At 62.5% G+C, this 22280-nt stretch carries 23 protein-coding genes; 9 read left to right on the top strand and 14 right to left on the bottom strand.

The window, feature by feature from the left end:
• Positions 1-17 precede the first annotated feature (17 nt).
• Positions 18-668 carry a dihydrofolate reductase family protein gene (locus tag JN279_RS13510; protein WP_202353001.1) on the top strand — a complete coding sequence of 217 codons (651 nt, stop codon included), beginning with the start codon at positions 18-20 and terminating at the stop codon, positions 666-668.
• A 268-nt stretch (positions 669-936) separates the two neighbouring features.
• Here JN279_RS13510 and JN279_RS13505 read toward each other — a convergent pair whose 3' ends face one another.
• Positions 937-1806 (bottom strand): LysR substrate-binding domain-containing protein, encoded by an 870-nt coding sequence (locus tag JN279_RS13505; RefSeq protein WP_202353715.1) that lies wholly within the window; start codon positions 1804-1806, stop codon positions 937-939.
• 96 nt (positions 1807-1902) lie between these two features.
• On the opposite strand from JN279_RS13505, the gene JN279_RS13500 reads away from it, so the two are divergent.
• Positions 1903-2502 (top strand): LysE family translocator, encoded by a 600-nt coding sequence (locus JN279_RS13500; RefSeq protein ID WP_202353000.1) that lies wholly within the window; start codon positions 1903-1905, stop codon positions 2500-2502.
• A 267-nt stretch (positions 2503-2769) separates the two neighbouring features.
• On the opposite strand, the gene JN279_RS13495 is transcribed toward JN279_RS13500, so the two are convergent.
• Entirely contained in the window at positions 2770-3564 is a 795-nt protein-coding gene (locus JN279_RS13495; RefSeq protein WP_202352999.1) for an SDR family NAD(P)-dependent oxidoreductase, read from the bottom strand.
• 215 nt (positions 3565-3779) lie between these two features.
• On the opposite strand from JN279_RS13495, the gene JN279_RS13490 reads away from it, so the two are divergent.
• Positions 3780-4235, top strand: coding sequence for a MarR family winged helix-turn-helix transcriptional regulator (locus JN279_RS13490; protein WP_096449121.1), 456 nt, complete (start codon positions 3780-3782; stop codon positions 4233-4235).
• 26 nt (positions 4236-4261) lie between these two features.
• Here the strand turns inward: JN279_RS13490 and JN279_RS13485 are convergent, their stop codons facing one another.
• Positions 4262-5440: an MFS transporter gene (locus JN279_RS13485; RefSeq protein WP_096449123.1), complete on the bottom strand. Its 1179-nt coding sequence runs from the start codon at positions 5438-5440 to the stop codon at positions 4262-4264.
• 194 nt (positions 5441-5634) lie between these two features.
• Between JN279_RS13485 and JN279_RS13480 the strand changes: the two genes are divergently transcribed.
• Positions 5635-5991: an ArsR/SmtB family transcription factor gene (locus JN279_RS13480; RefSeq protein WP_010910977.1), complete on the top strand. Its 357-nt coding sequence runs from the start codon at positions 5635-5637 to the stop codon at positions 5989-5991.
• A 33-nt stretch (positions 5992-6024) separates the two neighbouring features.
• On the opposite strand, the gene JN279_RS13475 is transcribed toward JN279_RS13480, so the two are convergent.
• Positions 6025-6495, bottom strand: coding sequence for a nucleoside deaminase (locus JN279_RS13475; RefSeq protein ID WP_096449125.1), 471 nt, complete (start codon positions 6493-6495; stop codon positions 6025-6027).
• A 216-nt stretch (positions 6496-6711) separates the two neighbouring features.
• On the opposite strand from JN279_RS13475, the gene JN279_RS13470 reads away from it, so the two are divergent.
• The 3 genes from JN279_RS13470 to carB all read left to right on the top strand — a co-directional run bounded on the left by JN279_RS13470 (position 6712) and on the right by carB (position 12374).
• Entirely contained in the window at positions 6712-7470 is a 759-nt protein-coding gene (locus JN279_RS13470) for a metallophosphoesterase family protein (RefSeq protein ID WP_202352998.1), read from the top strand.
• Positions 7471-7686: 216 nt separating this feature from the next.
• Positions 7687-8598: an SH3 domain-containing protein gene (locus tag JN279_RS13465; RefSeq protein ID WP_244734565.1), complete on the top strand. Its 912-nt coding sequence runs from the start codon at positions 7687-7689 to the stop codon at positions 8596-8598.
• Between the two features lie 272 nt (positions 8599-8870).
• The gene (carB, locus tag JN279_RS13460) at positions 8871-12374 is read left to right on the top strand and encodes a carbamoyl-phosphate synthase large subunit (RefSeq protein WP_202352997.1); all 3504 of its coding nucleotides are present in this window, start codon (positions 8871-8873) and stop codon (positions 12372-12374) included.
• A 16-nt stretch (positions 12375-12390) separates the two neighbouring features.
• Here the strand turns inward: carB and JN279_RS13455 are convergent, their stop codons facing one another.
• From JN279_RS13455 to JN279_RS13425, 7 genes are all read right to left on the bottom strand, one after another.
• Complete coding sequence (locus tag JN279_RS13455; RefSeq protein WP_202352996.1) at positions 12391-14304, bottom strand: NACHT domain-containing protein; 1914 nt, start codon at positions 14302-14304, stop codon at positions 12391-12393.
• Between the two features lie 330 nt (positions 14305-14634).
• Positions 14635-15027, bottom strand: a complete 393-nt coding sequence (locus JN279_RS13450) for a RidA family protein (protein ID WP_202352995.1) — start codon at positions 15025-15027, stop codon at positions 14635-14637.
• Between the two features lie 37 nt (positions 15028-15064).
• Entirely contained in the window at positions 15065-15457 is a 393-nt protein-coding gene (locus tag JN279_RS13445) for a RidA family protein (protein ID WP_202352994.1), read from the bottom strand.
• Positions 15458-15743: 286 nt separating this feature from the next.
• Entirely contained in the window at positions 15744-16208 is a 465-nt protein-coding gene (locus tag JN279_RS13440) for a cupin domain-containing protein (protein ID WP_202352993.1), read from the bottom strand.
• A gap of 377 nt (positions 16209-16585) precedes the next feature.
• Positions 16586-17131: a DUF4142 domain-containing protein gene (locus JN279_RS13435; RefSeq protein WP_202352992.1), complete on the bottom strand. Its 546-nt coding sequence runs from the start codon at positions 17129-17131 to the stop codon at positions 16586-16588.
• A gap of 129 nt (positions 17132-17260) precedes the next feature.
• A complete protein-coding gene (locus JN279_RS13430; protein WP_244734563.1) occupies positions 17261-18214 on the bottom strand; it encodes a YihY/virulence factor BrkB family protein in 954 nt (317 codons plus the stop codon).
• Between the two features lie 226 nt (positions 18215-18440).
• Positions 18441-19184 carry a DUF899 family protein gene (locus JN279_RS13425; RefSeq protein WP_202352990.1) on the bottom strand — a complete coding sequence of 248 codons (744 nt, stop codon included), beginning with the start codon at positions 19182-19184 and terminating at the stop codon, positions 18441-18443.
• Between the two features lie 181 nt (positions 19185-19365).
• On the opposite strand from JN279_RS13425, the gene JN279_RS13420 reads away from it, so the two are divergent.
• Positions 19366-19701 carry a hypothetical protein gene (locus JN279_RS13420; protein WP_096449144.1) on the top strand — a complete coding sequence of 112 codons (336 nt, stop codon included), beginning with the start codon at positions 19366-19368 and terminating at the stop codon, positions 19699-19701.
• Here the strand turns inward: JN279_RS13420 and JN279_RS13415 are convergent, their stop codons facing one another.
• Together JN279_RS13415 and JN279_RS13410 are read right to left on the bottom strand one after the other, a co-directional pair.
• Positions 19702-20190 carry a GNAT family N-acetyltransferase gene (locus JN279_RS13415; protein ID WP_202352989.1) on the bottom strand — a complete coding sequence of 163 codons (489 nt, stop codon included), beginning with the start codon at positions 20188-20190 and terminating at the stop codon, positions 19702-19704.
• A 5-nt stretch (positions 20191-20195) separates the two neighbouring features.
• Positions 20196-21164 carry a lytic transglycosylase domain-containing protein gene (locus JN279_RS13410; RefSeq protein ID WP_202352988.1) on the bottom strand — a complete coding sequence of 323 codons (969 nt, stop codon included), beginning with the start codon at positions 21162-21164 and terminating at the stop codon, positions 20196-20198.
• Between the two features lie 180 nt (positions 21165-21344).
• Between JN279_RS13410 and JN279_RS13405 the strand changes: the two genes are divergently transcribed.
• On the top strand, positions 21345-21914 hold the full coding sequence (locus JN279_RS13405; RefSeq protein ID WP_202352987.1) for a methylated-DNA--[protein]-cysteine S-methyltransferase: 570 nt from the start codon (positions 21345-21347) through the stop codon (positions 21912-21914).
• 20 nt (positions 21915-21934) lie between these two features.
• On the opposite strand, the gene JN279_RS13400 is transcribed toward JN279_RS13405, so the two are convergent.
• The gene (locus JN279_RS13400; RefSeq protein ID WP_202352986.1) at positions 21935-22264 is read right to left on the bottom strand and encodes a hypothetical protein; all 330 of its coding nucleotides are present in this window, start codon (positions 22262-22264) and stop codon (positions 21935-21937) included.
• Between the last annotated feature and the right edge of the window lie 16 nt (positions 22265-22280).

Below are 22280 nucleotides of genomic sequence, written 5' to 3'. Positions count from 1 at the left end.
GAACAAGGGAGAGCACTATGAGAAAGATCATCGCCGCCACCTTCGTCAGCCTCGACGGCGTCATGCAGGCGCCCGGCGGACCGGAAGAGGATCCGGTCGGCGGCTTCAGCTTCGGCGGCTGGACCTTCCATTACTTTGACGAGGTGGGCGGCGCGGCAATGGAGGAACTCTTCTCCAAGCCCTTCGCCCTGCTGCTCGGCCGCAGAACCTACGACATCTTCGCCGCCTACTGGCCGTATCAGAAAGATCCGATCGCAGATGCCTTCAACCCGGCGACCAAATATGTGGCGACGCATCGGCCTGACACCCTCACCTGGCAGAACACGCAATGGCTTGGGCCCGATATCGTCGCGGCGCTGCGCCGCCTCAGCCAGGAAGATGGACCTGACCTGCTCATCCAGGGATCAGCCGACCTGATCCAGACCTTGCTCGCCAACGGCCTGATCGACGAGATCCGGCTGATGATCTTCCCGCTGGTGCTGGGCAAGGGCAAGCGGCTGTTCGGCGACGACGCGATGCCGGCCGCCTTCAAGCTTGCCAAATCGCAGACGTCGAGCACCGGCGTCATCATCGCAACCTACGAACGCGCGGGCGAAATCGAGGTCGGGTCGTTCGTCACGGGCGAGCCGTCCGCCGCCGAGCTCGAGCGGCGCAAGAACTGGAAGTAAGATCATCGATACGTGGCGCCAAGCTGGAGCACCCCTCATCCGACCTCGCTTCGCGAGGCCACCTTCTCCCACAGGGGAGAAGGCGGAGCCTGGCGCAAGCTGCTCAGCCAATCTCCAACGCGGAGCCTGGCGCAAGCTGCTCAGCCAATCTCCAACGTCGATGATTGGCGGGCACATGCGCGCAATCTTGCCTTCTCCCCTTGCGGGAGAAGGTGGATCGGCGCGCAGCGCCGAGACGGATGAGGGGTGCTCCAGCGGAGCGAGGCGTTCAAGCTGCAACCGGCCGTCGCGCCAACCCATCCCTGATATGCCGCGCGAATTCCTGTGCCGCAGCCCCAACACCATGCCTCGGCAAATGCAGATTGATGGCGAAATTCGGCAGTGGCGGCAGGCCGACATCGAACGGCAAAATGTCGAGATCGGCCGGCACGGTGGACGCCAGCCAGGTGGTGACCGCGAGGTCGGAGCGCACCGTCGCGGTCGTCGCATCGATATTGCCGTTCTCGAACACGGTGCGCCATTCCAGCCCATGCTCGTTGAGCGCCGAGAGCACCACCGGGCGGAAGGCGCAGGTGTCGGCGACGATAGACACCGGCAGCGGCCGCTTGGCACGGGCAGTGCCGCCTCTGGCGCCGACCCAGACCAGCCGGTCGACGGCCAGGCATTCGCCTGATGTCGGACCGACCCTTTCCTCGATCACCGCAAGGTCGATGGTCCCGGCAGCCAGCGCTGCCGCCAGTTCCGGCGACGAAGCGCAGATCAGCGATATCTCGACCTGCGGATAGGTCTCCGCATAAGCCTTCAGCACCGGCGCCAGCAAGGTGCCGACCAGATCGTAAGGCACGCCGAGCCGCACCTGGCCGGCGACAGCACTTCCCGCCATCTCGGCCCAGATCTCGTCATTGAGGCTGAGCAGGCGCTTGGCCTTGTCGAACAGCCGCTCGCCGGACCGCGTCAGGCGCAGGCCGCGCCGGTCGCGTTCGAACAGGCTGCAGGCAAGCACCTCCTCCAGCCGCTTGACCTGCTGGCTGACGGCGCCTTGCGTCAGGTGCAGCGCATTGGCCGCCGCCGTCATGCTGGACTTGTCGGCGACGGTGACGAAGGTGCGCATCAGCGCCGTATCGAGATTGCGGATCATGGTCTGCATTATAGATGCTAATGCCAAGCATCGCAAACATTGCATTTACTGATGCCTGAACAAGCCTACCATGGCGCTTCCGACAAAGGATGTCCCATGCTCCAGCCTATCCTGCCGCTCATCCTGTTTGCCTTCGTGGCCACCGCCACGCCCGGCATCGCGACGACCTTGTCGACCGCCTCGGGCGCGCAGTTCGGGTTTCGCCGGTCGGTTCCGCTGATGATCGGCAGTGCCGCCGGCCTCGCTACCGTGACCGGGGCGGCCGCGGCCGGGCTCGCCGGCCTGCTGCTGGCGGTGCCTTCGCTGCAACTGGCAATGAAGATCGCCGGCTCGCTCTATCTTCTGTGGCTGGCGCTTAAGATCGGCCGCGCCGGTCCGCCCAATCTCGACGTGACGATGGCCAAACCGAACAGTTTTCTTGGCGGCGCTGGCATCCAGTGGATGAACCCCAAGGGCTGGGCGATGGGACTGGGCGCGGCGGCCTCATTCGCCGCGCTGGCCGACGGGCCGGGACAGCTCGCCTTGCTGCTCGGCTCGACCTTCGGCCTGACCGCCGCCATCTCGCTGTCCATCTGGTGCCTCGCCGGCATGGTTCTGGCCCGGCTGCTCAAGACCGAATGGCAATGGCGCGCGCTCAACATCGTGCTGGCGCTGGTGCTGGCGGCGTCGATCATCCCGATGTGGCGGTCGGCTTAGAGGCTCGTACCCGGTTCCTCGCCCCCGCCAGAGAGGGGAGAGGAACCCAAGCCCTGCCAGGTCAGCGCCAGTACCCCCACCCGGACCTGCGGTCCGACCTCCCCACAAGGGGGAGGTAGGGAGCGCGGCTTTTTGCGGCGTTTCCATAAGAGCACTGTCGAATGGGCGGACAAGGCGCTTCCTCACCCTCCCCCTTGTGGAGAGGGTCGACCCGCATAGCGGGTCGGGGTGGGGGTGCTGGTTCGCAAGCGAACCAGCCCTTGGCCCTCAAGCCGCGTAACGCGCTGCCGGCTTGTTGGCGTGCAGGCTGCCGTAGAAGGCCTGGCGGGCGCCGAGGAACGTGTCCAGCTTGCCGGCATCGGCAAGTGCGGGCACGGTGACGGCTTCGCCCCTGGCCAGGCCGACAAGCGCCGCATCGACCATATCGTCGGCGGTCATGATGATTTCCTTCGGGAGTTGGTCGATATCGCTACCGGCCAGTTCCCAGAAATCGGTCCGGGTCGCGCCCGGCAGCACCACCTGCACATTCACATTGGTGCCCGCGACCTCACGGTGCAGGGCTTCGGTGAAATTGACGACATAGGCCTTGGTGCCGCTGTAGATACCGCCGAACGAGGTCTCATAGGCGAGTACCGAGGCGATGTTGACGATGGCGCCGCGGTTGCGCGCCAGAAGACCCGGCAGCACGGCACGGGTCAGACGGGTCAAGGCGATGACATTGACCTTGATCATGCGCTCGGCCGCGTCGGCGTCGGCCGTTGCCACCACCTGCTGGCCGCCAAGGCCGGCATTGTTGACCAGCAGCGTCACGCTGTCGTCAGCCGATATCGCCTGCTCGACCCGGCGCACATCATTGTCGTCGGAGAGATCGGCGCTGATCACGCTGACCTTGCGGCTGTAGGCGTAACGCAGCTTTTCGGCCAGTTCCTCGAGCCGGTCAGCGCGGCGCGCCACCAGCACGAGATCATAGCCCTGCCCCGCCAGCCGATCCGCATAGACCGCGCCAATACCCGATGAAGCGCCGGTGACAACCGCCGTGCCCTTGTTTGCCTGTCCACTCATTGTCCTGTTCCTTCTATCTCGAAATGTTCGCTTCGACCTGGCCGCCGGCGCCGCAGGCATTCGCCTCTGCTCGCCGACAAGCCGCCTGATTGATTTAGTGGCATATACCACTATCAACGAAATAGGCATATGCCACTATCTTGTCAATGAGTGCATCCGGGATTATTTGTCAGGCAGCAGCCGGACATCATGTCTGCGCCGCTGAGGGAAGCATCATGTCGAAAGAGGCCCTGCCCGGACTGTCGCTCTGCAACAACGCCATGCTGCGTCGCGCGACGCGCAAGATTGGCCAGTACTATGATGATGTGCTGGCGCCCTCGGGCCTGAAAGCCACGCAGCAGGGCCTGCTCTATCAGATCCACATTGGCGATGAACCGGCGATGGGCGCCATTGCGTCGGCCCTGATCATGGACCTGTCGGCGCTCGGCCACACGCTGAAGCCGCTGATCCGCGACGGCTATGTCGAGACCTTCGCCGATCCCGACGACCGCCGCATCAAGCGGGTGCGGCTGACCGCGCAGGGCCTAGTCAAGCTCGATGAGGCGATGAAGCTGTGGCAGGTCGCCCAGCAGCGTTTCGAGGACGTGGTCGGCAAGGAGAAGGCCGCGAGGTTGCGCGCGGCGCTGGATGATATTTCCGCACTGGATTTTGATCTGCCGCCGGCCAACTAAGCTGGCCGGCGGGTTCAAGACGGGGACTACTCGGCCGGCATCGCGACCGGCCGTGCCGCCCAGCGGCCGGCCAGCACAATACCCAGACCGATCAACGGGAAGGCCGCAGCGACCAGGCCGAGATCGGCCGGCGCGCCATAGCGCAGCACGCCACCGCCAACCACGGCGCCCAACGCCACGCCGAGATAAAGCGCCGAGCCGTTGAGCGACAGCACGATCGGGGCGGCATCGGGCGCCAGCTTGATGATGCGGCTGGCCTGCGCCGGCGGGAACGCCCAGCCGACGATGCCCCACGGCACCATCATCGCCATCAGCGCCGGGCCAGCAATATGCTGCGGCAGGAAGGCCGGGATGACGGAAAGCATCACCAGCATGGCGGCGCTTAGCGTCAGCGACCAGCCGACGGTGCGGGTGGCGCCGAACCGGTCGGCCGCCTGGCCGCCGGCGATGTTGCCGATGACGGCGCCGACGCCAAAGGCGAGCAGCATGCCAGGCAGCGCGATCTGGCTGAGCCCGCCGCCCTCGATGGCCAGCGGCGCGACATAGGCAAAGACGGTGAAGGCGCCGGTCAGCGCCAGCAATGTCGTCACCAGGATCGGCATCACGCCGGGCCGTATGGCCGCCGCCAGCCTGCGCTTCAGCGGCAGCCGGGTGCCGACGATGCCCCGCGGCAGCCTGTACCACAGGATGGCGCCGGCGAGCGCGCCGAGCCCGGCAATGGCATAGAAGGTGCCGCGCCAGCCGGCGATCGTCGCGACCAGCGCGCCGAGCGGCGCACCGACGGCGACGGCAACCGTGGTGCCGCCGACGACGACGGCGATGGCGCGCGCCCGGTGATGGTCATCGACCAGCGCCACCGCCGTGCCTTGCGCGGTCGCGGCGAACAGGCCCGACGACAGCGCCATGATGATGCGTGCGATCAGCAGCACTTCGAAGGAGGAGCTCAGGGCGGCGGCGATATTGCCGATGACGAAGAACACCAGCGTCCACAAGATGACGCGGCGCCGGTCCCATTCGCCGGTCAGCGTCGCCAGGATCGGCGTGCCGACCGCATAGGCGAGCGCGAAGGCGGTGATCAGCGTGCCGGCGAGTGGAATGGAAATGCCGGCATCCCTGGCGATGTCGGGCAGAAGGCTGGAGATGACGAAGCCCTCGGTCGAGATCGTGAACGATCCGAGCGCAAGCCAGAAGAGCCGCTTGTCCATGGCAAATGTCCTTAGTTCAAAAGTTATTGAACAATTGGACATAACAGGGCATGATGTCAATGAAGCCAGGGCAAAATAGCTGAAGCCTGCTGACAGCCCTGTGTCAGCACGGATCGTAAGAGGAGAGGCAATGTGTACCGGCAGAGCGGGAGGGGTGCGTTGAAATCGGCCCGAACTGTGCTTAGGTTCGAGCCATGACGTTACCCCATCCCAATACGGACCAGATCAGCCTGCCGATCGTGCTTGGCGTGCTCGGCGATCCGACGCGGCTCGCCATCGTGCGCTATCTCGCCAGCAAGGAAGGCGTGGCGCTGAACTGCAGCCAGTTCCTCGATCTCGGCTCCAAGACCAATCTCAGCTACCACCTTGCCAAGCTGCGCGAGGCCGGCGTCACCCGCGCCGAAGTGGTCGGCACCAACCGCATGATCACGCTGCGCCGCGCCGACCTCGACGCCCGCTTCCCCGGCCTGCTCGACAGCGTCATCGCCGCGGCGGTGGACGACCCGGCACTGCCGGCGGTCGGCGGGCATGATATTGAGATGCCGGCCTAGGTCTGCAGGTTCCGAGCCAGACTTCTCTCGCCCCTAGCGCTGCCAGAAACCGATATGCGGGGCGAGAAGTTCCTCCTCCATCTCGGGGATGGGGCCGTGGACCTCGACCGGCTTCTGCCCGGAGCCGAGGACCGTGCGTGACGAGAGATTCATCGTCGGATTCTCGGCATGGTCGCCGGTCAGCGCGAGAAGCTTGGTCTCCTCGAAGCCGTAGACCAGCCGGCCGATATTCGCCCAGTAGAGCGTTCCGGTGCACATCGCACAGGGCTCGCCGGTCGAGACCAGCGTGCAGGACCACAGGAATTCCGCCGGATAGGCCTCCGCGGCACGCCGGCTAAGCTCGGTTTCGGCGTGGCGCACGGTGTTGATGTTGCCTTGCCGCATCAGGATGCGATCGTCGGGGCCGACGAGCACACAGCCGAAAGGATGGTGCCCATGCGCGGCAGCCTCGCGCGCCACGTCATTGGCGGCGCGGAGGTGGGCGTACATCTGGTCGCGGGTCATCGCCTGGTGCCCTCCGAGGCTGTCTACGCGGATATTCCACATGAACTCTGGGATGGCCCGGACGGTAGCAGATGGAGTGCTGCCGCGATAGCCATGGGTGGATTGCGCACTGTCTCCGGCGGCCTCGAAAGGCGGGGACTTGATAATGAAGTCGGGGGCTTGATAACGAAGGCGGACCGGAGCCCCCAATGGGCTGCACCAAGGGAGTCTCTCCGCATGCGCATCGCCGTCCTCGCCGACATCCATGGCAACGTCCTGGCACTCGACGCCGTGCTGGAGGACCTGGCGCGGCGCGGCGGCGCTGATCTCACCGTCAATCTCGGCGACAGCGTTTCCGGCCCGCTGTGGCCGCGCGAGACGTTTGAGCGCCTGGAAGCGCTGAAGCTGCCGACGGTGCGCGGCAACCATGACCGCCGTGTCGCGGCCGATCCCGCGGACGAGACCATGTGGGCTTCGGATGTCTATGCGCAGGAACGGCTGACCGAGGCGCAGCGTGCGGTGCTTTTCGCCCAGCCGCTGACGCTGGAGATCGCGCCCGGCATCGTCGCTTTCCATGCCCGACCCGACCACGATGAAAAATATCTGCTCGACGCGGTTGTCGATGGCCAGCTGGTGCGCGCGCCGCTGGCGGCGATCCGGCGGCGGCTGAAGGCGCTCGACCCGGCCTGCCGCGCCGCGCTGTGCGGCCACAGCCACCGCACTGAGCTGGTCCGCATCCCCGACGGCCCCGTGATCTTCAATCCGGGCAGCATAGGCTGCCCCGCCTATGACGATTCCACCCCGCCGGCGCATGTGTCCGAACAGGGTTCGCCGCATGCGCGCTACGGCATCGTCACCTTGGGTGGCGAAGGCCGGCCCGACCGTTTCGAGACGATCGCCGTCGACTACGACCACGAGGCGGCGGCACGGCAGGCCGAACAGGCGGGACGGCCGGAATGGGCGCATGCGCTCAGAACCGGATTCATGCCAGGCTGAGCGAAGCTCATGTCAGACTGAGCGAAGCTCATGTCCAGGCTGAACGCTCTTGCGTTCCTGCCGGGCTGAAACTTGTTTCACGCCGCCCCGAAGACGCTTCACATTCGCACTGAAAAAGGCGTGAACATCTCGCTTGTAGACACGGCGCCGCGCCGTCGCTTATAAAACCGGCTTCGCGTGCGGCAGCGTTTTCGGGTTCTGGCGGTGCCTTTGGTAATGCAATTGATCGCCGACAGCCAAGTGATGAGGCGCCGCCTGCGGACAATTCTCTACGCGCTGATCGCCGGTCCGTCGTTGCTGACGGCGTTTGCGGCAGCTTTCCCCGCCCATGCCGAAGACACGCCCTTCATCTCCATCGTCAGCGGGTTGGCCCCCGACGACTTGCTCAATGTCCGCGCCAAGCCCTCGCCGATCGGCAAGACCGAGGCCCGCATCGCCAATGGTGCGAGCGTCACCAACCTCGGCTGCAACGACATTGACGGGCATCAATGGTGCAAGATTGTCTCGGACAATCCGAAAGCCACCGGCTGGACCCCGGCGCGCTACCTCGTTCCCGTCAATCCGGCGCCCGTGCCAGACACCGACCAGCCGGCGGGAGCTCAGGCCGCGACGCCTGCCGAGTCCGGCCAGCCGCCGCCCGACCTGACGGCGCGGCTCGGCGATGTGGTCCGCCCGGCCGCTCCGGAAACGCCGGCGAAATCCGCCGCCACCACCGCGATGCAGGATGCCTACGGCCTGGCACTGGTCGCGGCTGCAACCCCGTCGACCGGAGACGACCCCGCAGCGCCCGCCCAGGATGCCGCCGTCGACACGCAGACCGTCGCCGACCTGCCGCCGCAGCCCGCGGCCCTTGCCCCGGGTAGCGTGGAGGTCCCCTGCGCGCGCTATGTTGGCCAGCCGATGGAACGCTGTGCGGCGACTGTCTTGCACAAGGGCAAGGACAGGGCCGACGTGACCGTCACCTGGCCCGATGGCGGCACACGCGTCATCTCCTTCCATGCCGGTCTGCCAGCCGCCTCGAACGGGCAAAGCGGATTCCGCTTCACCCGCGAGGGCAACCTGAACCTGATCCGCATCGGCGTCTCCGAACGCTTCGAGATCACGGACACGGTGGCGTTTGGGAACTAGGAGGCAGGGCAGTAAGGCAGTACGGCAATAGGGCAATATGTTTTTAAGGGCACTGGAGCCTCCCCCTACTGCCCTACTGCCCTACTGCCCTACTGCCCTACTGCCCTACTGCCCTACTGCCCTACTGCCCTACCCCGCATTTTCGGGGTTACATCTCCCAAAACTCTTCCCTATAAGGCCCACCTAGCCTGATACCAGAATCGCGAGCACAACCGGCCGGGTCTTCCCGTCCCGGTTTTTTGTGCAAGCCGCCCGCCGAACGGACCTATGACATGCCAAGACGCACTGACATCAAGTCGATCCTGATCATCGGGGCCGGCCCCATCGTCATTGGCCAGGCCTGCGAGTTCGACTATTCCGGAACCCAGGCCTGCAAGGCGCTGAAGGAGGAAGGCTTCCGCGTCATCCTGGTCAATTCCAACCCGGCCACCATCATGACCGACCCGGAACTGGCCGACGCCACCTATATCGAGCCGATCACCCCTGAGGTCGTCGCCAAGATCATCGCCAAGGAGCGGCCCGACGCGCTGCTGCCGACCATGGGCGGCCAGACCGCGCTCAACACCGCTCTGTCGCTGCGCCGCATGGGCGTGCTCGAGCGCTACAATGTCGAGATGATCGGCGCCGACGCCACGGCCATCGACAAGGCCGAGGACCGCGCTTTGTTCCGTGAGGCGATGAGCAAGATCGGCCTGGAAACGCCGAAGTCGATGCTGGCCAACGCCACCGACGTCAAGAACGCCGACCGCAAGACGCATGAGGCCGAGCGCGCCGCACTCAAGGCCGAGAAGCCGGAGAACCTCGACGCCGAACTCGATGCGCTGGAAACCCGCTGGAACCTCGGCGAAGGCGACCGCAAGCAGCGCTACATCAGCCATGGCATGGCGATCGCCGCGCAAGCGCTCGACCATGTCGGCCTGCCGGCCATCATCCGCCCCTCCTTCACCATGGGCGGCACTGGCGGCGGCATCGCCTACAACAGGGCCGAATTCTACGATATCGTCCAGTCCGGCCTTGACGCCTCGCCGACCACCGAAGTGCTGATCGAGGAAAGCGTGCTCGGCTGGAAGGAGTATGAGATGGAGGTCGTCCGCGACAAGGCGGACAATTGCATCATCGTCTGCTCGATCGAGAACATCGACCCGATGGGCGTGCACACCGGCGATTCCATCACCGTCGCCCCGGCGCTGACCCTCACGGACAAAGAATACCAGATGATGCGCAACGCCTCGATCGCGGTGCTGCGCGAGATCGGCGTCGAGACCGGCGGCTCCAACGTGCAGTTCGCCGTCAACCCGGCCGATGGCCGCCTCGTCGTCATCGAGATGAATCCGCGCGTCTCGCGCTCGTCGGCCCTGGCCTCGAAGGCGACCGGCTTCCCGATCGCCAAGATCGCAGCCAAGCTGGCCGTCGGCTACACGCTGGACGAGCTGGAGAACGACATCACCGGCGGCGCGACGCCCGCCTCCTTCGAGCCGTCGATCGACTACGTCGTCACCAAGATCCCGCGCTTTGCCTTCGAGAAATTCCCCGGCGCCGAGCCGGTGCTGACGACCGCCATGAAGTCGGTCGGCGAAGTCATGGCCATCGGCCGCACCTTCCAGGAATCGCTGCAGAAGGCGCTGCGTGGCCTCGAAACCGGCCTCACCGGCCTCGACGAGATCGAGATCCCCGGCCTCGGCCATGGGGCGGCGGTTGCCAACCACGCCGACGACCGCAACGCCATCCGCGCAGCGCTCGGCACGCCGACGCCGGACCGGCTGCGCATGGTGGCGCAGGCGATACGCATGGGCACCTCGCTGGAAGACGTGCACGCAATGTGCAAGATCGACCCGTGGTTCCTCGAACAGATCGCCGGCATCCTGGCCATGGAAGCCCGCATCCGCGAGCACGGCATTCCGCAGGACGCCGTCAATCTGCGCATGCTGAAGGCGATGGGTTTCTCCGATGCCCGCCTCGCCTCGCTGACCAAGACCGACGCCGAAGTGATCGCGAAGATCCGCGACAAACTCGACGTTCATCCCGTCTACAAGCGCATCGACACCTGTGCCGCCGAGTTCGCCTCGCCGACCGCCTACATGTATTCGACCTACGAAGTGCCGTTTGCCGGCGCGCTCGCCAACGAGGCGCAGGTGTCGTCGCGCAAGAAGGTGGTCATTCTCGGCGGCGGGCCGAACCGTATCGGCCAGGGCATCGAGTTCGACTATTGCTGCTGCCATGCCGCCTTCGCGCTGCGCGACGCCGGTTATGAAGCGATCATGATCAACTGCAATCCCGAGACGGTCTCGACCGACTACGACACGTCGGACCGGCTCTATTTCGATCCGCTGACGGCCGAGGACGTGCTGGAGATCCTGCGCGCCGAGCAGGCGTCGGGCGAACTGGTCGGCGTCATCGTCCAGTTCGGCGGCCAGACGCCGCTGAAGCTGGCGGATGCGCTGGAGAAGGCCGGCATCCCGATCCTCGGCACCTCGCCCGACATGATCGATCTCGCCGAAGACCGCGACCGCTTCCAGAAGCTCCTGCACAAGCTCAACCTCAGCCAGCCGAAGAACGGCATCGCCTATTCGGTCGAGCAGGCCCGCCTCGTCGCCGGCGAGCTCGGCTTCCCGCTGGTGGTGCGCCCGTCCTACGTGCTCGGCGGCCGCGCCATGCAGATCATCCATGATGAGAGCATGCTGCAGAGCTACCTGCTCGACACCGTGCCCGGCCTGGTGCCGGAGGACATCAAGCAGAAATACCCCAACGACAAGACCGGCCAGATCAACACGCTGCTGGGCAAGAACCCGCTTTTGTTCGACACCTATCTCAGTGGCGCCATCGAGGTCGATGTCGACTGCCTCTGCGACGGCAAGGCGACCTTTGTCTCCGGCATTCTCGAACACATCGAGGAGGCCGGCATCCATTCGGGCGACAGCGCCTGCTCGCTGCCGGTGCACTCGCTGCCTTCGGAACTGGTCGACGAGCTGGAGCGCCAGACGGCGGCCCTCGCCCGCGCGCTCAATGTCGGCGGGCTGATGAACGTGCAGTATGCGATCAAGGACGGCACGGTCTATGTGCTGGAGGTCAACCCGCGTGCATCCCGCACAGTCCCCTTCGTCGCCAAGACCATCGGCCGTCCCATCGCCAAGATCGCCGCCCGCATCATGGCCGGCGAGACGCTGGAAGACGCCTTCGCCCATTATGGCGCCATGCCCGACCCCCGCAATCCCGGCCACATCGCGGTCAAGGAAGCCGTCTTCCCCTTCGCCCGCTTCCCCGGCGTCGACATATTGCTCGGGCCGGAAATGCGCTCGACCGGGGAGGTCATGGGCCTCGACCGCGATTTCGCGCTGGCCTTCGCCAAGAGCCAATTGGGCGCAGGTGTTGATCTCCCCCGCGCGGGCACGCTGTTCGTCTCGGTGCGCGACGAGGACAAGAAAGGCATCTTGCCGGCGGTCAAGCGCCTGGCCGGCCTCGGCTTCAAGGTGCTGGCGACATCAGGCACGCAGCGCTTCCTCGCCGAAAACGGCGTGGTGGCCGAAAAGATCAACAAGGTGCTGGAAGGCCGCCCCCACATCGAAGACGCCATCCGCAACCGCCAGGTCCAGATCGTCTTCAACACGACGGACGGCCAGAAGGCGGTGTCGGACTCGAAATCGCTGCGCAGGGCGACGCTGATGCAGAAGGTGCCGTATTACACGACGCTGTCGGGTGCGGCCGCGGTGGCGGAGGCGATCGCGGCGCTGAAAGCGGGGAGCCTGGAGGTCAGGCCGCTGCAGGAGTATTTTGCGTAAACTCAATCATTGATAGCTATAAAGCCAGTATATCGCCTCCGTTTCCGCGAGATTGTTTTCGGCTTCGTGTAATTTCGTCAATCTTTCGTTTTACAAATGAAACTCTCGCCTTGATCTTTTCGGCAGACGTGGTGATTATCGGTAAATTCTTAGACCAATTCAGATCGTCAAAAGACAATAGAAACTTTTCAGATTGACTTTCATTTTCTCCTGAGAAGGCCTGAACTTCGACCGCCCTCTTTGTGAAATTAAATTTAGCTTCGAATTCCATCTCCTGAGCGTCCTTAACCAAACGCTTCCTCGCGATATAACGCCCAATGGCAGACGCAGACGCCAAAATTGGCTTCATGCTTGGTGAGTAGTCGAGCTCTTTAGGCGCCTGCGGCTTAAACATTAGATAGACTGAGTTCACAAAATTCTCCACTCCGGGATCGCCAAAAGATCCAAACATGTAGGTGGAAACCTCATCTCGCTTTAAAACAAATCTAATCTGAAGATTATGATCGTTTAACTTTAGAATCTCAACGGGATCTGTTTCTCGTAAAACCTGCCTAATAATTACGGCCCAATAATTATACTCGGGAACGGTATACAAATCATCCACCAAGGCAGGATTTATCGCTCTAATCATCGAAAAAACAGAATCGGTCTCGCGAAGCGGAATAATTTTTACTGCCTCCCTAAGGTTTGGCACGAAATAATGAGTCAAAGAGTATGCGGTAAAATATTCCTGAAAAGTTCTATGGATAAAAGAATACTGATCTCCATCCTTAAAAAACATATTTACAGACTCTGTTGCATCGACAAGAAAGTCTTTCGAGTCAAATGTTTGATTCGCTCGCCTTTTCGCTCGATCGATATACTCCAGACATTTCTGCTCTGTGAACGTGTGCTCCATCTCGACGTAAGTTGAGATGCAGAAATAGGAAAAGACCTCAATAAATTCTTGTTCCCCTAAAGACAAACGTCTCTTTCGTTGAAATCCTTGCTTACTGGCATCATGCAGAGTAAAAAGCGTTTGGAATGCATACCTATAAAATACGTGAATATTATCTGGGATATGCCTTATCTGAAGATAAGTCATTAACATCATAAGCGTTAAAAGAGGAGTCGAAAAAAATCCTTTATACTCACTATATCTTTTATTAAGGATATTTTGAACAAACTCCTTCTTTGTGTCCGGATCAAACTCTGTCTTGCTTATCACCTCTAGTGTTTGATCCTTTTCAAAGGGAAGTGCTTGAAAAAGAAAAAATTGCTGCCAAGAGGAAAACCGATCATCATTTCTACTAGAAACCACAATGCCGCAGTTAGGGTATAGGTGCGAAAGTTCTAGTATCTGGCGCTGTATATCGTTTCGAAATTCGTCAGGGATTTCGTCAAATCCATCGAGTATAAATATAAAACGCCCATCCTCCATCATGGCTCTAAAAACGTCTTCAGAGACCACATCTTTCTCGGCGGACGAAGAAACGCGCATTATCGCAAGAAGGTTTTTTTGAGAAATCTCATTAAGCCTCCTCAACTCAAGGAAGATGGGTATTTTGCCACCGGAATTCTGAAAGACACTCATAAAAAAATACTTACAGAATATCGTCTTACCGATCCCACCAAAACCAGTAACAACAATTCTTTTGTTATCTCTTATTTCTTGGCACAGGCTGTCATCGTCGACAATTTGATTCTTGCATCTGAACTTTGTTTTTACATATATCTCATTTATCTTAACCGGACTTTCCTTGTTTATAATAGTCTTAACACTGCTGCAAGTTGTATGCATTTTCTCCAAATATGGGGCAAAGTTTGAAAAATACTGTGCGTACTTCTTACTTATTGTTTTTGTGACAGAGTCAGAAAAACCTGTAAGAAAATCCTTTACAAGGGCCGTCCCCACTCCAATAGCTATCTTATTCGGGTCGATATCCGACATTAGAACCCCCAGATCAATGTTTCCCCATCCGAAGGTTAGCATTAGATGCAGCGCTTCATCTAGAGGCTACGTCGGTCTCGGCGCTTTTTTTGGAGTTGTACTCAATTTTTTTAGGCGGGTCGTCATTGGGCAGATCTTCGTGCGTCTTTTTCGCTGACGCGTTCACATTGATTCGTGGTCGACGACAGGGTTACGCCTATACGTTATAAATAAAAATGTTAGTTCCGGGTAAGTCGAAGGCTTCTAAGTAAAACCACTTCGTTCCAGCTAAATGCGGTCTTGGCGAGCCTGTCTTTCTCGGTCGATACGACGATACTGCCATCCCAATCCTCACGCCACCGCCACACATTCAATCTCGATATCGAACTCCATCGGCCAAGACGCCACCGGCACGAACGTCCGTGATGGCGCGTTTTCGGGGAAATGCCTGGCATAGACCCGGTTGATGGCGCCGTAGAAGCCGGCATTGACGGCGTAGATGCGCACCATCACCACATTGTCCAGCGAGGTGCCGGCCGCTTCCAGACAGTGTTTCAGCGCCTTCAGCGACGCTTCGGCCTGCACCTCGATGTCGCCCTTGACCAGCTTGCCGGTCAAAAGATCGAGCGGTGGCGTGCCGGAGACGAAGACCAGCCCGGCGGCCTTGGTCACCAGCGACAACGGCACGCCGAGCGCGCGCACCGCCGCCGACAGCACCGGCACTTCGACGATTTCCTTGGTCATGACGATATCCTTGAGGTTACGACGAGAGGCGGAAAAATCACGCCACCGCCACGCATTCGATCTCGATATCGAATTCCATAGGCCAGGACGCCACCGGCACGAAGCTGCGCGCCGGCGGGTTCGTGGAAAAATACTTCGCATAGACCCGGTTGATGGCGTTGTAGAAGCCGGAATTGACGGCGTAGATGCGCACCATCACCACGTTTTCGAGCGAAGTGCCGGCCGCCTCCAGGCAGTGTTTCAGCGCCTTGAGCGACGCCTCGGTCTGCACCTCGATGTCGCCGCGCACCATCTCGCCGGTCACCATGTCCACCGGCGGCGTCGCCGAGATGAACACGAAGCCATTGGCCCTCACCGCCGTCGAGCAGGGCAGGCCGAGTGAGCGCACCTTGTCCGACATGACGGGCACTTCGATGACTTGTTTTTTCATGGTGATGCTCCCTGGGTTGGCAGGGAGCTTATCCTGCCGGCGGGTGAACGCCAGCGGAGAGGCATGGTCCAGCGGCTATCGCCCCGGCAAATCGGATAGGGCGCTCCCCCTCTCCGCCCGCTTCGCGGCCACCTCTCCCCCACTTTGGGGGGGCGAGGAACCCAGACTTTTCAACGAAGGCCGAGGCCTCCGAGATTGGCGTTTCCTCGCCCCCATGAAATGGGGGAGAGGTGGCCCGGCGAAGCCGGGACGGAGCGGGGGCTGGCGCCGCCCTGTGCGATTGGCTTCACCCCTGCCCCGGATACGGCGTGCCGTCCTTATGCAAAAACCGTCCATCCGAACTCGGGCTCATCATGTCGATGTCGGAGCAAGTAATAACATCGTCCGGATTGCGCAAGCCGACCTCGAGATAGCGCGCCGTCACCGACGACCGGTTGATCATGTGATGGCCGTTGCCGCTGTTCTTGGCGAAGGTGGCGCAGTCGCCGGCCTTGAGCAGCGTCTCGCCGCCATCCTCGACCAGCGTCAACTCGCCTTCCAGCACATAGACGAGCTCATCCTCATGGCTGTGCCAGTGGCGCTGGCTCGACCAGCCGCCGGGCGGAAGCGTCATCAGGTTGACGCCGAAATCGGTGAGGCCGCCGGCGTCACCCAGGCGCTGGCGGGTGCGGGTGGCGCAAGGGGCATCGAAGGGCGCGGGATAGCCGGAGCCTTTGCGGACGGGGATGGATGCGAGGTCGATCTTGGGCATGGGTGCTCCCGTGGATTGGTGGGGGAAGTCTATGGCACTGCGGGCGCCGGCACAGAGCCACTTTGCGGCAGCGGGTTTGCCAGGCTATTGCAGCCGTCGGAGATTGGCCGAAGCGCCCCCAGCTTCGTCATCCTAGGGCGTAGCAGCCGCGGAGCGGCGTCGCGGAGACCCTGGGATCCATGCCGCGACATCAACGAGAGGCCCAGCGGCGCAGAATTCTGCACCGCTGCACCGCTCAGGAGTCCCGGCATGGATCCCTTGGGCTGCGGAGCAGCTCAGGGGTCTGCGCCGCGTCGCTTCGCTCCTTGCTCCGCCCGTGGATGACGAAGCGAGGGATGGCTCAGCCAGTCTCGGCACACGGTCTCACCCGCGCGCCCCTAGTGCACCGCCGCCAGATCCCTGACATGCATCTCGTGCATCTTCAGCGTCTTCAGCGTCTTCTTGGCGAACTCCTTCAGCGCCGGATCGTCGCCGGACTGGGCATAGGTGGAAAACATCGCCACCGCCTGCTTGTGCGCCTGCGTCTGCAAGGTGATGTATTTGGCCTGGAAGGCGTCGCCGTCCAGCGCCTTGAGCTGGTCGAGCGTCGCCTGGTCGTTCGGCAGCAGCGGCGGACCTTCGGGCGTGACGGAAGCCGTGGTCTGGCTCTTTTCCAGCGCCGCCTTGAAATCCTGGCCGGCCTTGGTGTGGTCCTTGACCATCAGCGCGGCGAAATCCTTCACATCGGCCGCTACACCCTTCGTCTCGGCGAGCTTGCTGCTCTCGATCTCGAAGTGGTTGGCGCTGACCAGCGTCCTGGTGAAGGTTTGGGTGTCGATCTTGTTCTCAGAAACAGGCGGCACGTCGCTGGACGCCTGTTGGGAAAAGGCTGAAGGCGTTCCGGCTAGAAGGGCGAGCATGGCGGTGGCGAGATGCGGTTTCATCGAAACGCTCCGTGAGAGGTGTCCTTGGAGGCCCAACGCGGCAGAGGGCGGTGAGGTTGCCAACGCGCGCCCTCTCCCGTCCGGGAAGGGATGAAAATGCAGCCTCACGATTGCAGCGTGACTGCTCCTCTACGGGCGACGGGGCCCCAGCAGGAAGGCCGTCATCGTTGCGCTCACGCACGCCACCGCCAACAACGCTACGACGCCAGAAGCGCCGGTCCTGCGGCGAATTGAAACGAGGTTTTCTGAAACGGGAGCATTCTGAACCAGCCCGTACAAGTCGGACCTGCTGCCATGCCGAAGGGAAAAGGCGCGGGTCAACTCCGCACCGAGTAGAAAGATTTGCGATGAATAGTAGACCCAGAGCAGTATGACGAGCAGTCCTCCGGCCGCGCCATATGAGGAAGCGATTGCACTTGTACCGATATACCAACCGATAAGCGACTTCCCCAATGTGAACAGAGCGGCGGTCACGACAGCACCGACCCAGACATCCCGCCATTCCAAGGCACGGTCCGGCAGGACTTTGTAGATCGCGGCAAACATCACGGTGATCAGCGAAAAGGATATCAGGGTGTTGATCGCGCTCAGAACAAATTCGCCGGACGGCAATTGAGCGCTGATCACGTTACCCAAGGCCGAGATCGCCGCGCTCGCCACCAAAGAGACCAGCAACATAAAGCCGAGGGCGGCGACCAGACCAAGACTTGCCGCACGGGCGCGCAACAGCCGCGACAGCGAACTCCCTTTCGCTTCAACCTTCCATATTGCATTCAGGGCCTGCTGCATCTCGCCAAACACCGCCGAGGCGGTGACGAGCAAAGTGGCCGTGCCGATGATTGCCGCCAAGGTCCCCGATGATTTGCTGGATGCCCCTTCGAGCGCGGTTTGAAGGAGCGCAGCACTTTCTGAACCCATCAGCCCCGAGATCTGAGCAGACAAAGCCAACTGCGCCGCGTCATGCCCAAACGCAATGCCTGCTATCGCGACAACAATTATCAGAACCGGGGCCAGCGACGTGGCGGCATAAAAGGCCATCGCCGCGCCATGACTAAGGGCATTGTCGTTGACAAAGCCAACCACGCTTTCTCGCACCAAGTCCCATACGTTTCTAACTGTGAGTCGCACTTCGAATCCGTGAAGGGGGTCGCAAACCGTCTCCTATCAATGCAGCGCATCTTCCGATGTTCCGGCCGACTTGAGCGAGAGCTTCACCAGCGATGTGAAGCGCACGATCAATGGTGCGGAAACGGTGCGCAAGGCGAGCAAAACCACTGCGAACTGAAGCGCAAAGGCTGAAGGCGGATGCCTAATGGCAACACCCCTCGCCATACTGCAGCTGCTCCCTCCAATCCGGCCTACCCTCCGGCGTGAAATCCATAAGATTCCACAGGATCTCGCAGGTGCCGATGGCGCGCGGGTCCTGGCCGGGTTCGGGTGGCGCGAAGCCAAGCTCCGACGACCAGAAATGCCTGATGCCGTCACCATCGCGGTGGAACACCGACAGCAGCGGGATCTGCGCGCCGTCGGCATCCTCGGCATTGTAGTCGCGCTTGAAGCTGTTGGCGGCCGACGACACCAGCCGCATGTGCTTCCAGCCACGATCCCGGCCGAGCGTGACCAGGTTTTCGAGCGCGGTTTTCGCCACCACGGCGAAATTGAAGCCGGCGGCTTCGAGATGGCCGACGGCGCCGTCGAACTGGTCGAGCAGCGCCGTGCAGGACGGGCATGGCTGGTCCGGCCGGGCGAGCTTGGCCGTGCCGCCGCTCGCCGCGACATCGCGCGTCTCCTGCGGATGGCGCGGAAACATCATCTGGTAGAGGATGAGACTATCCTTGCCCGGCGCGAACAGCTCCGACAGTTTTGTCTTCGCCGGCTTGCCGTCGGCATCGAGCGCATCGAAGACATAGTCCTGGCGGATCAGTCCGCCCGGCGGCAGCGCGCGCCGCGCTTCGGCCACGGCTTCCATGGCGCGTCGCAGCTCGATTTCCTTCTTCAACAGCTTTTCGCGGGCGGTGCGGTATCTGGCGGATTCGTTGGGAAAGGTGATCATGATCGGGCTCCCTTAAGTCGTCGCCGGCGTCCCGGCGCTGTTGCTCTGCGACCCAAGGACGTTTGGCGAAGACCGGTTCCCGACATTTTTGCGGATGCCACGCAGCGATTGTTGCGGGAACCTCTCCGGCTTTCCAGCATTCACACCACGGGTTAAAGCCAGTGGTGGTCCGGGGGACAAAATGCACGATGACGAGATCGACCTGCGCTGCCCGCAAGTGGTGGCCGACAATGCCGCCAAGGGCTTGCGGCTGCGCAAGCAATTCGGCCGTGGCGGTACCGAGATCGGCGTGGCGCGCGCGACGGAACTGATGAACCGCGAGAAGCTCGCACCGTCCACCATCCGCCGCATGGTCAGCTATTTTGCCCGTCACGAGGTCGACAAGCGCGGCAAGAATTACGGCAATGAGGCAAACCCATCGGCCGGCCACATCGCCTGGCTGCTTTGGGGCGGCGATGAAGGCCGCGCTTGGGCGCTGGAGCTCAAAAAGAAGATCGGCAATGCGCCGGATATTTAGTCAGGAGTACCAGTCCACCTCGAACATCCCCAGCCGCTCGTAGAGCCTGACGGCGGCGGCATTTTCGACCGTGTTGGTCTTGAGGTCGACATGGGCCGCGCCGCGGTCGCGAAAGGTGGCGAAGGCTTGCCACATCAGCGCTTCGCCGATGCCCTTGCCGCGCGCCTCGGGATGAACGGCGAGATCCTTGACGAAAGCTCTTGTCCAGCACAGCGCCGCCGCCGCCAGCCGGCCCTTGGCGTCGATGACGAGGAAGCACAGCGCCGGGTCGAATTCCGGGTCGCCTGAGATGCGCGGCCACCACTCGTCGAACGGGCCGTCTGTGCCGTCGTCGAACACCTCGCTCAGCAGCGCATGCAGAGGCGGCGCATCACCTGGCTCGAAGCAGCGCATGGCAAAGCCATCCGGCCAGTGCGGTGCAACGAGTGTCTCGTCGAGGATCTTGCGCAGCCGGATGTCGTTCGGGGCCGGCGGGCGCGGTTCGGGCATCGCGCTCAGGCGTCGGGCTGCAGGCGATGCCGCTTGCGGTCGACACCCAGCCCGGTCGCCTCGAGCAGGCCCTTGCGCTTGGCGTCGAAATAATAGCCGGTCTGGTAGAGCCAGTCGGCCTTCTTGGCGTTGCCGTCCGCCACCAGCCAGGCGCCACGCAGATATTTGACCGCATATTTCAAATTGGTCTCGGCATCGAACAGACCCTTGGCCGGCCCGTCATAGCCCATGCCGCGCGCCGTCGCGTGCTTGATCTGCATCAGCCCCCAATGGCCATTGTTGTAGGCCTTGGGATTGAAGGTGCTCTCGCGGTTGACGACATGGCGCACCAAATCCACCGGCACCTGGTAGAGGGCGGCGTATTTGACGATCAGCCGGTCGACGTCACCGCGCATGCCTGTGTGCTCTTCCGGAGCGGCAGGGCTGAGCGGCGCGGACGGGAACTGCACCAGGGCAGCCGGGTTCTGCGGCACCACATAGGCCACCTGCTGCACGCCAGGCAGTTTCTGGCCGCTGCCGGCGACCGCCGGCACGACGAGGCCGGCTGTCGTATAGGTCTCGGCGGACTTGATCACGGGCTGAGCTGCCTTCACCGGCTGGCCTGCCTTGGAGGGCGGCGGCGCCTGCCAGGCACTGGGGCTGGCGATCATGATGGCGGGCACGGCCGGAGCCTTCGGCGTCGCGCCGGCAAAGGCCGCGGTTGCCGCGGCCGGTTGGGCGGTTGGATCAAGCGCCGGCGCTGCGGCCGGGCCAGGTGTCAGTTCGGCGGCCTGCACGGGAACAATGCCCGAGGACTGCGGCAGCACTGAAACCGTCTCCGGCAGCGGAATGGTGAAGCCGGCATCGCTGCCGGCAACCGTCGCGGTTTCGGTCAGGGCAGGTGCTGCCTTCATCTGCGAGGTCGAGGTGCAGCCGCTGATGCCGGCCGCCGCCAGGATCACGCCGATCGCGATAAGGGTATGTTTTGCTGGCAAGCCGCGCACGGGTCCGGTTCGTCGGGTGTTAAGAAATCCCTTACACCAGCGATTCAGGGCCGGCAATCGGGGCCATCAGGTGGTTTTCGGGTGGCGGGACTCGGGCCGAACTGCCATATTGTTCCTGATATGTACCGGACGGAATCCCGGTTTTCGCCACTTTGCGCAAAGGAGCGCATCATGGAAACGACAGCTTCGATCACAGCCGGCCACGCAGTGTTAGAAACAGTGATCGGTTTCATGGGCATCGCCTGGAGCGAAAAGGGCCTGATCCGGCTCTGCCTGCCGGAACGCAGCCGCGAATCCGTCGAACGGCGGCTGATGCGCCATGCCGGCGTTTCCGCCTCCACGGCGCAGCCGCCATGGGTGGTCGAGCTGATCGCTTCGATCAAGGCTTATGCCGCCGGCGAGGACGTCGACTTCACCAATGTTCCGGTCGATCTCGACGGCGTCGATGATTTCCGCCTCGCCATCTACGACGCGGCGCGAAAGCTCGGCTATGGCGAAACCACCACCTATGGCGAACTCGCCAAGCGCGCCGGCCAGCCCGGCCTGCCGCGCGAAACCGGTGCCGCCCTTGGCGCCAATCCGGTGCCGCTGGTCATCCCCTGCCACCGCATCCTGGCGGCCGGCGGCAAGATCGGCGGATTCTCCGCGCCCGGCGGCTCCGTCACCAAGGAGAAGATGCTGGCCATGGAAGGCGTGCGCGTTGGCCCACCGCCGCCGGCGCAGGTTTCGTTCGGGTTCTGAACCGCCGGCGCGGACGGCGTCTAGTTGTTGTGGAAGAACCGCCGGCGGAAATGCCGGTCATTGTCCGGCCGCTTGCAGTTGTAGACCGGGCAGGACTTGGTGTCGGCGCTCGGCACATAGGCGTGCGTCCTCACCTCGCCCATGGTGCAGAATTGCTGGCTCTGCACATAGCGGTCGTAGAGCGGCAGGCCGGGCACGCGCTTCGACTGGTAGCGCAGGATGACCGCGCCCTGCCTGGCGATCGTCGACCGCACCTTGCCGCAGCTCATATGCGTCGGGTCGTAGCGCGAGATCGCCTGCGCCTCGGCGGCCACCAGCGTCAGGCAGGCGGCAAGCACAATGGTTTTCATGATTTCCTCCCCTGCG

The organism is Mesorhizobium sp. 113-1-2 (assembly GCF_016756475.1).
GTDB classification, from domain to species: domain Bacteria; phylum Pseudomonadota; class Alphaproteobacteria; order Rhizobiales; family Rhizobiaceae; genus Mesorhizobium; species Mesorhizobium loti_C.
This window is presented reverse-complemented; position numbering and strand designations above follow the sequence as displayed.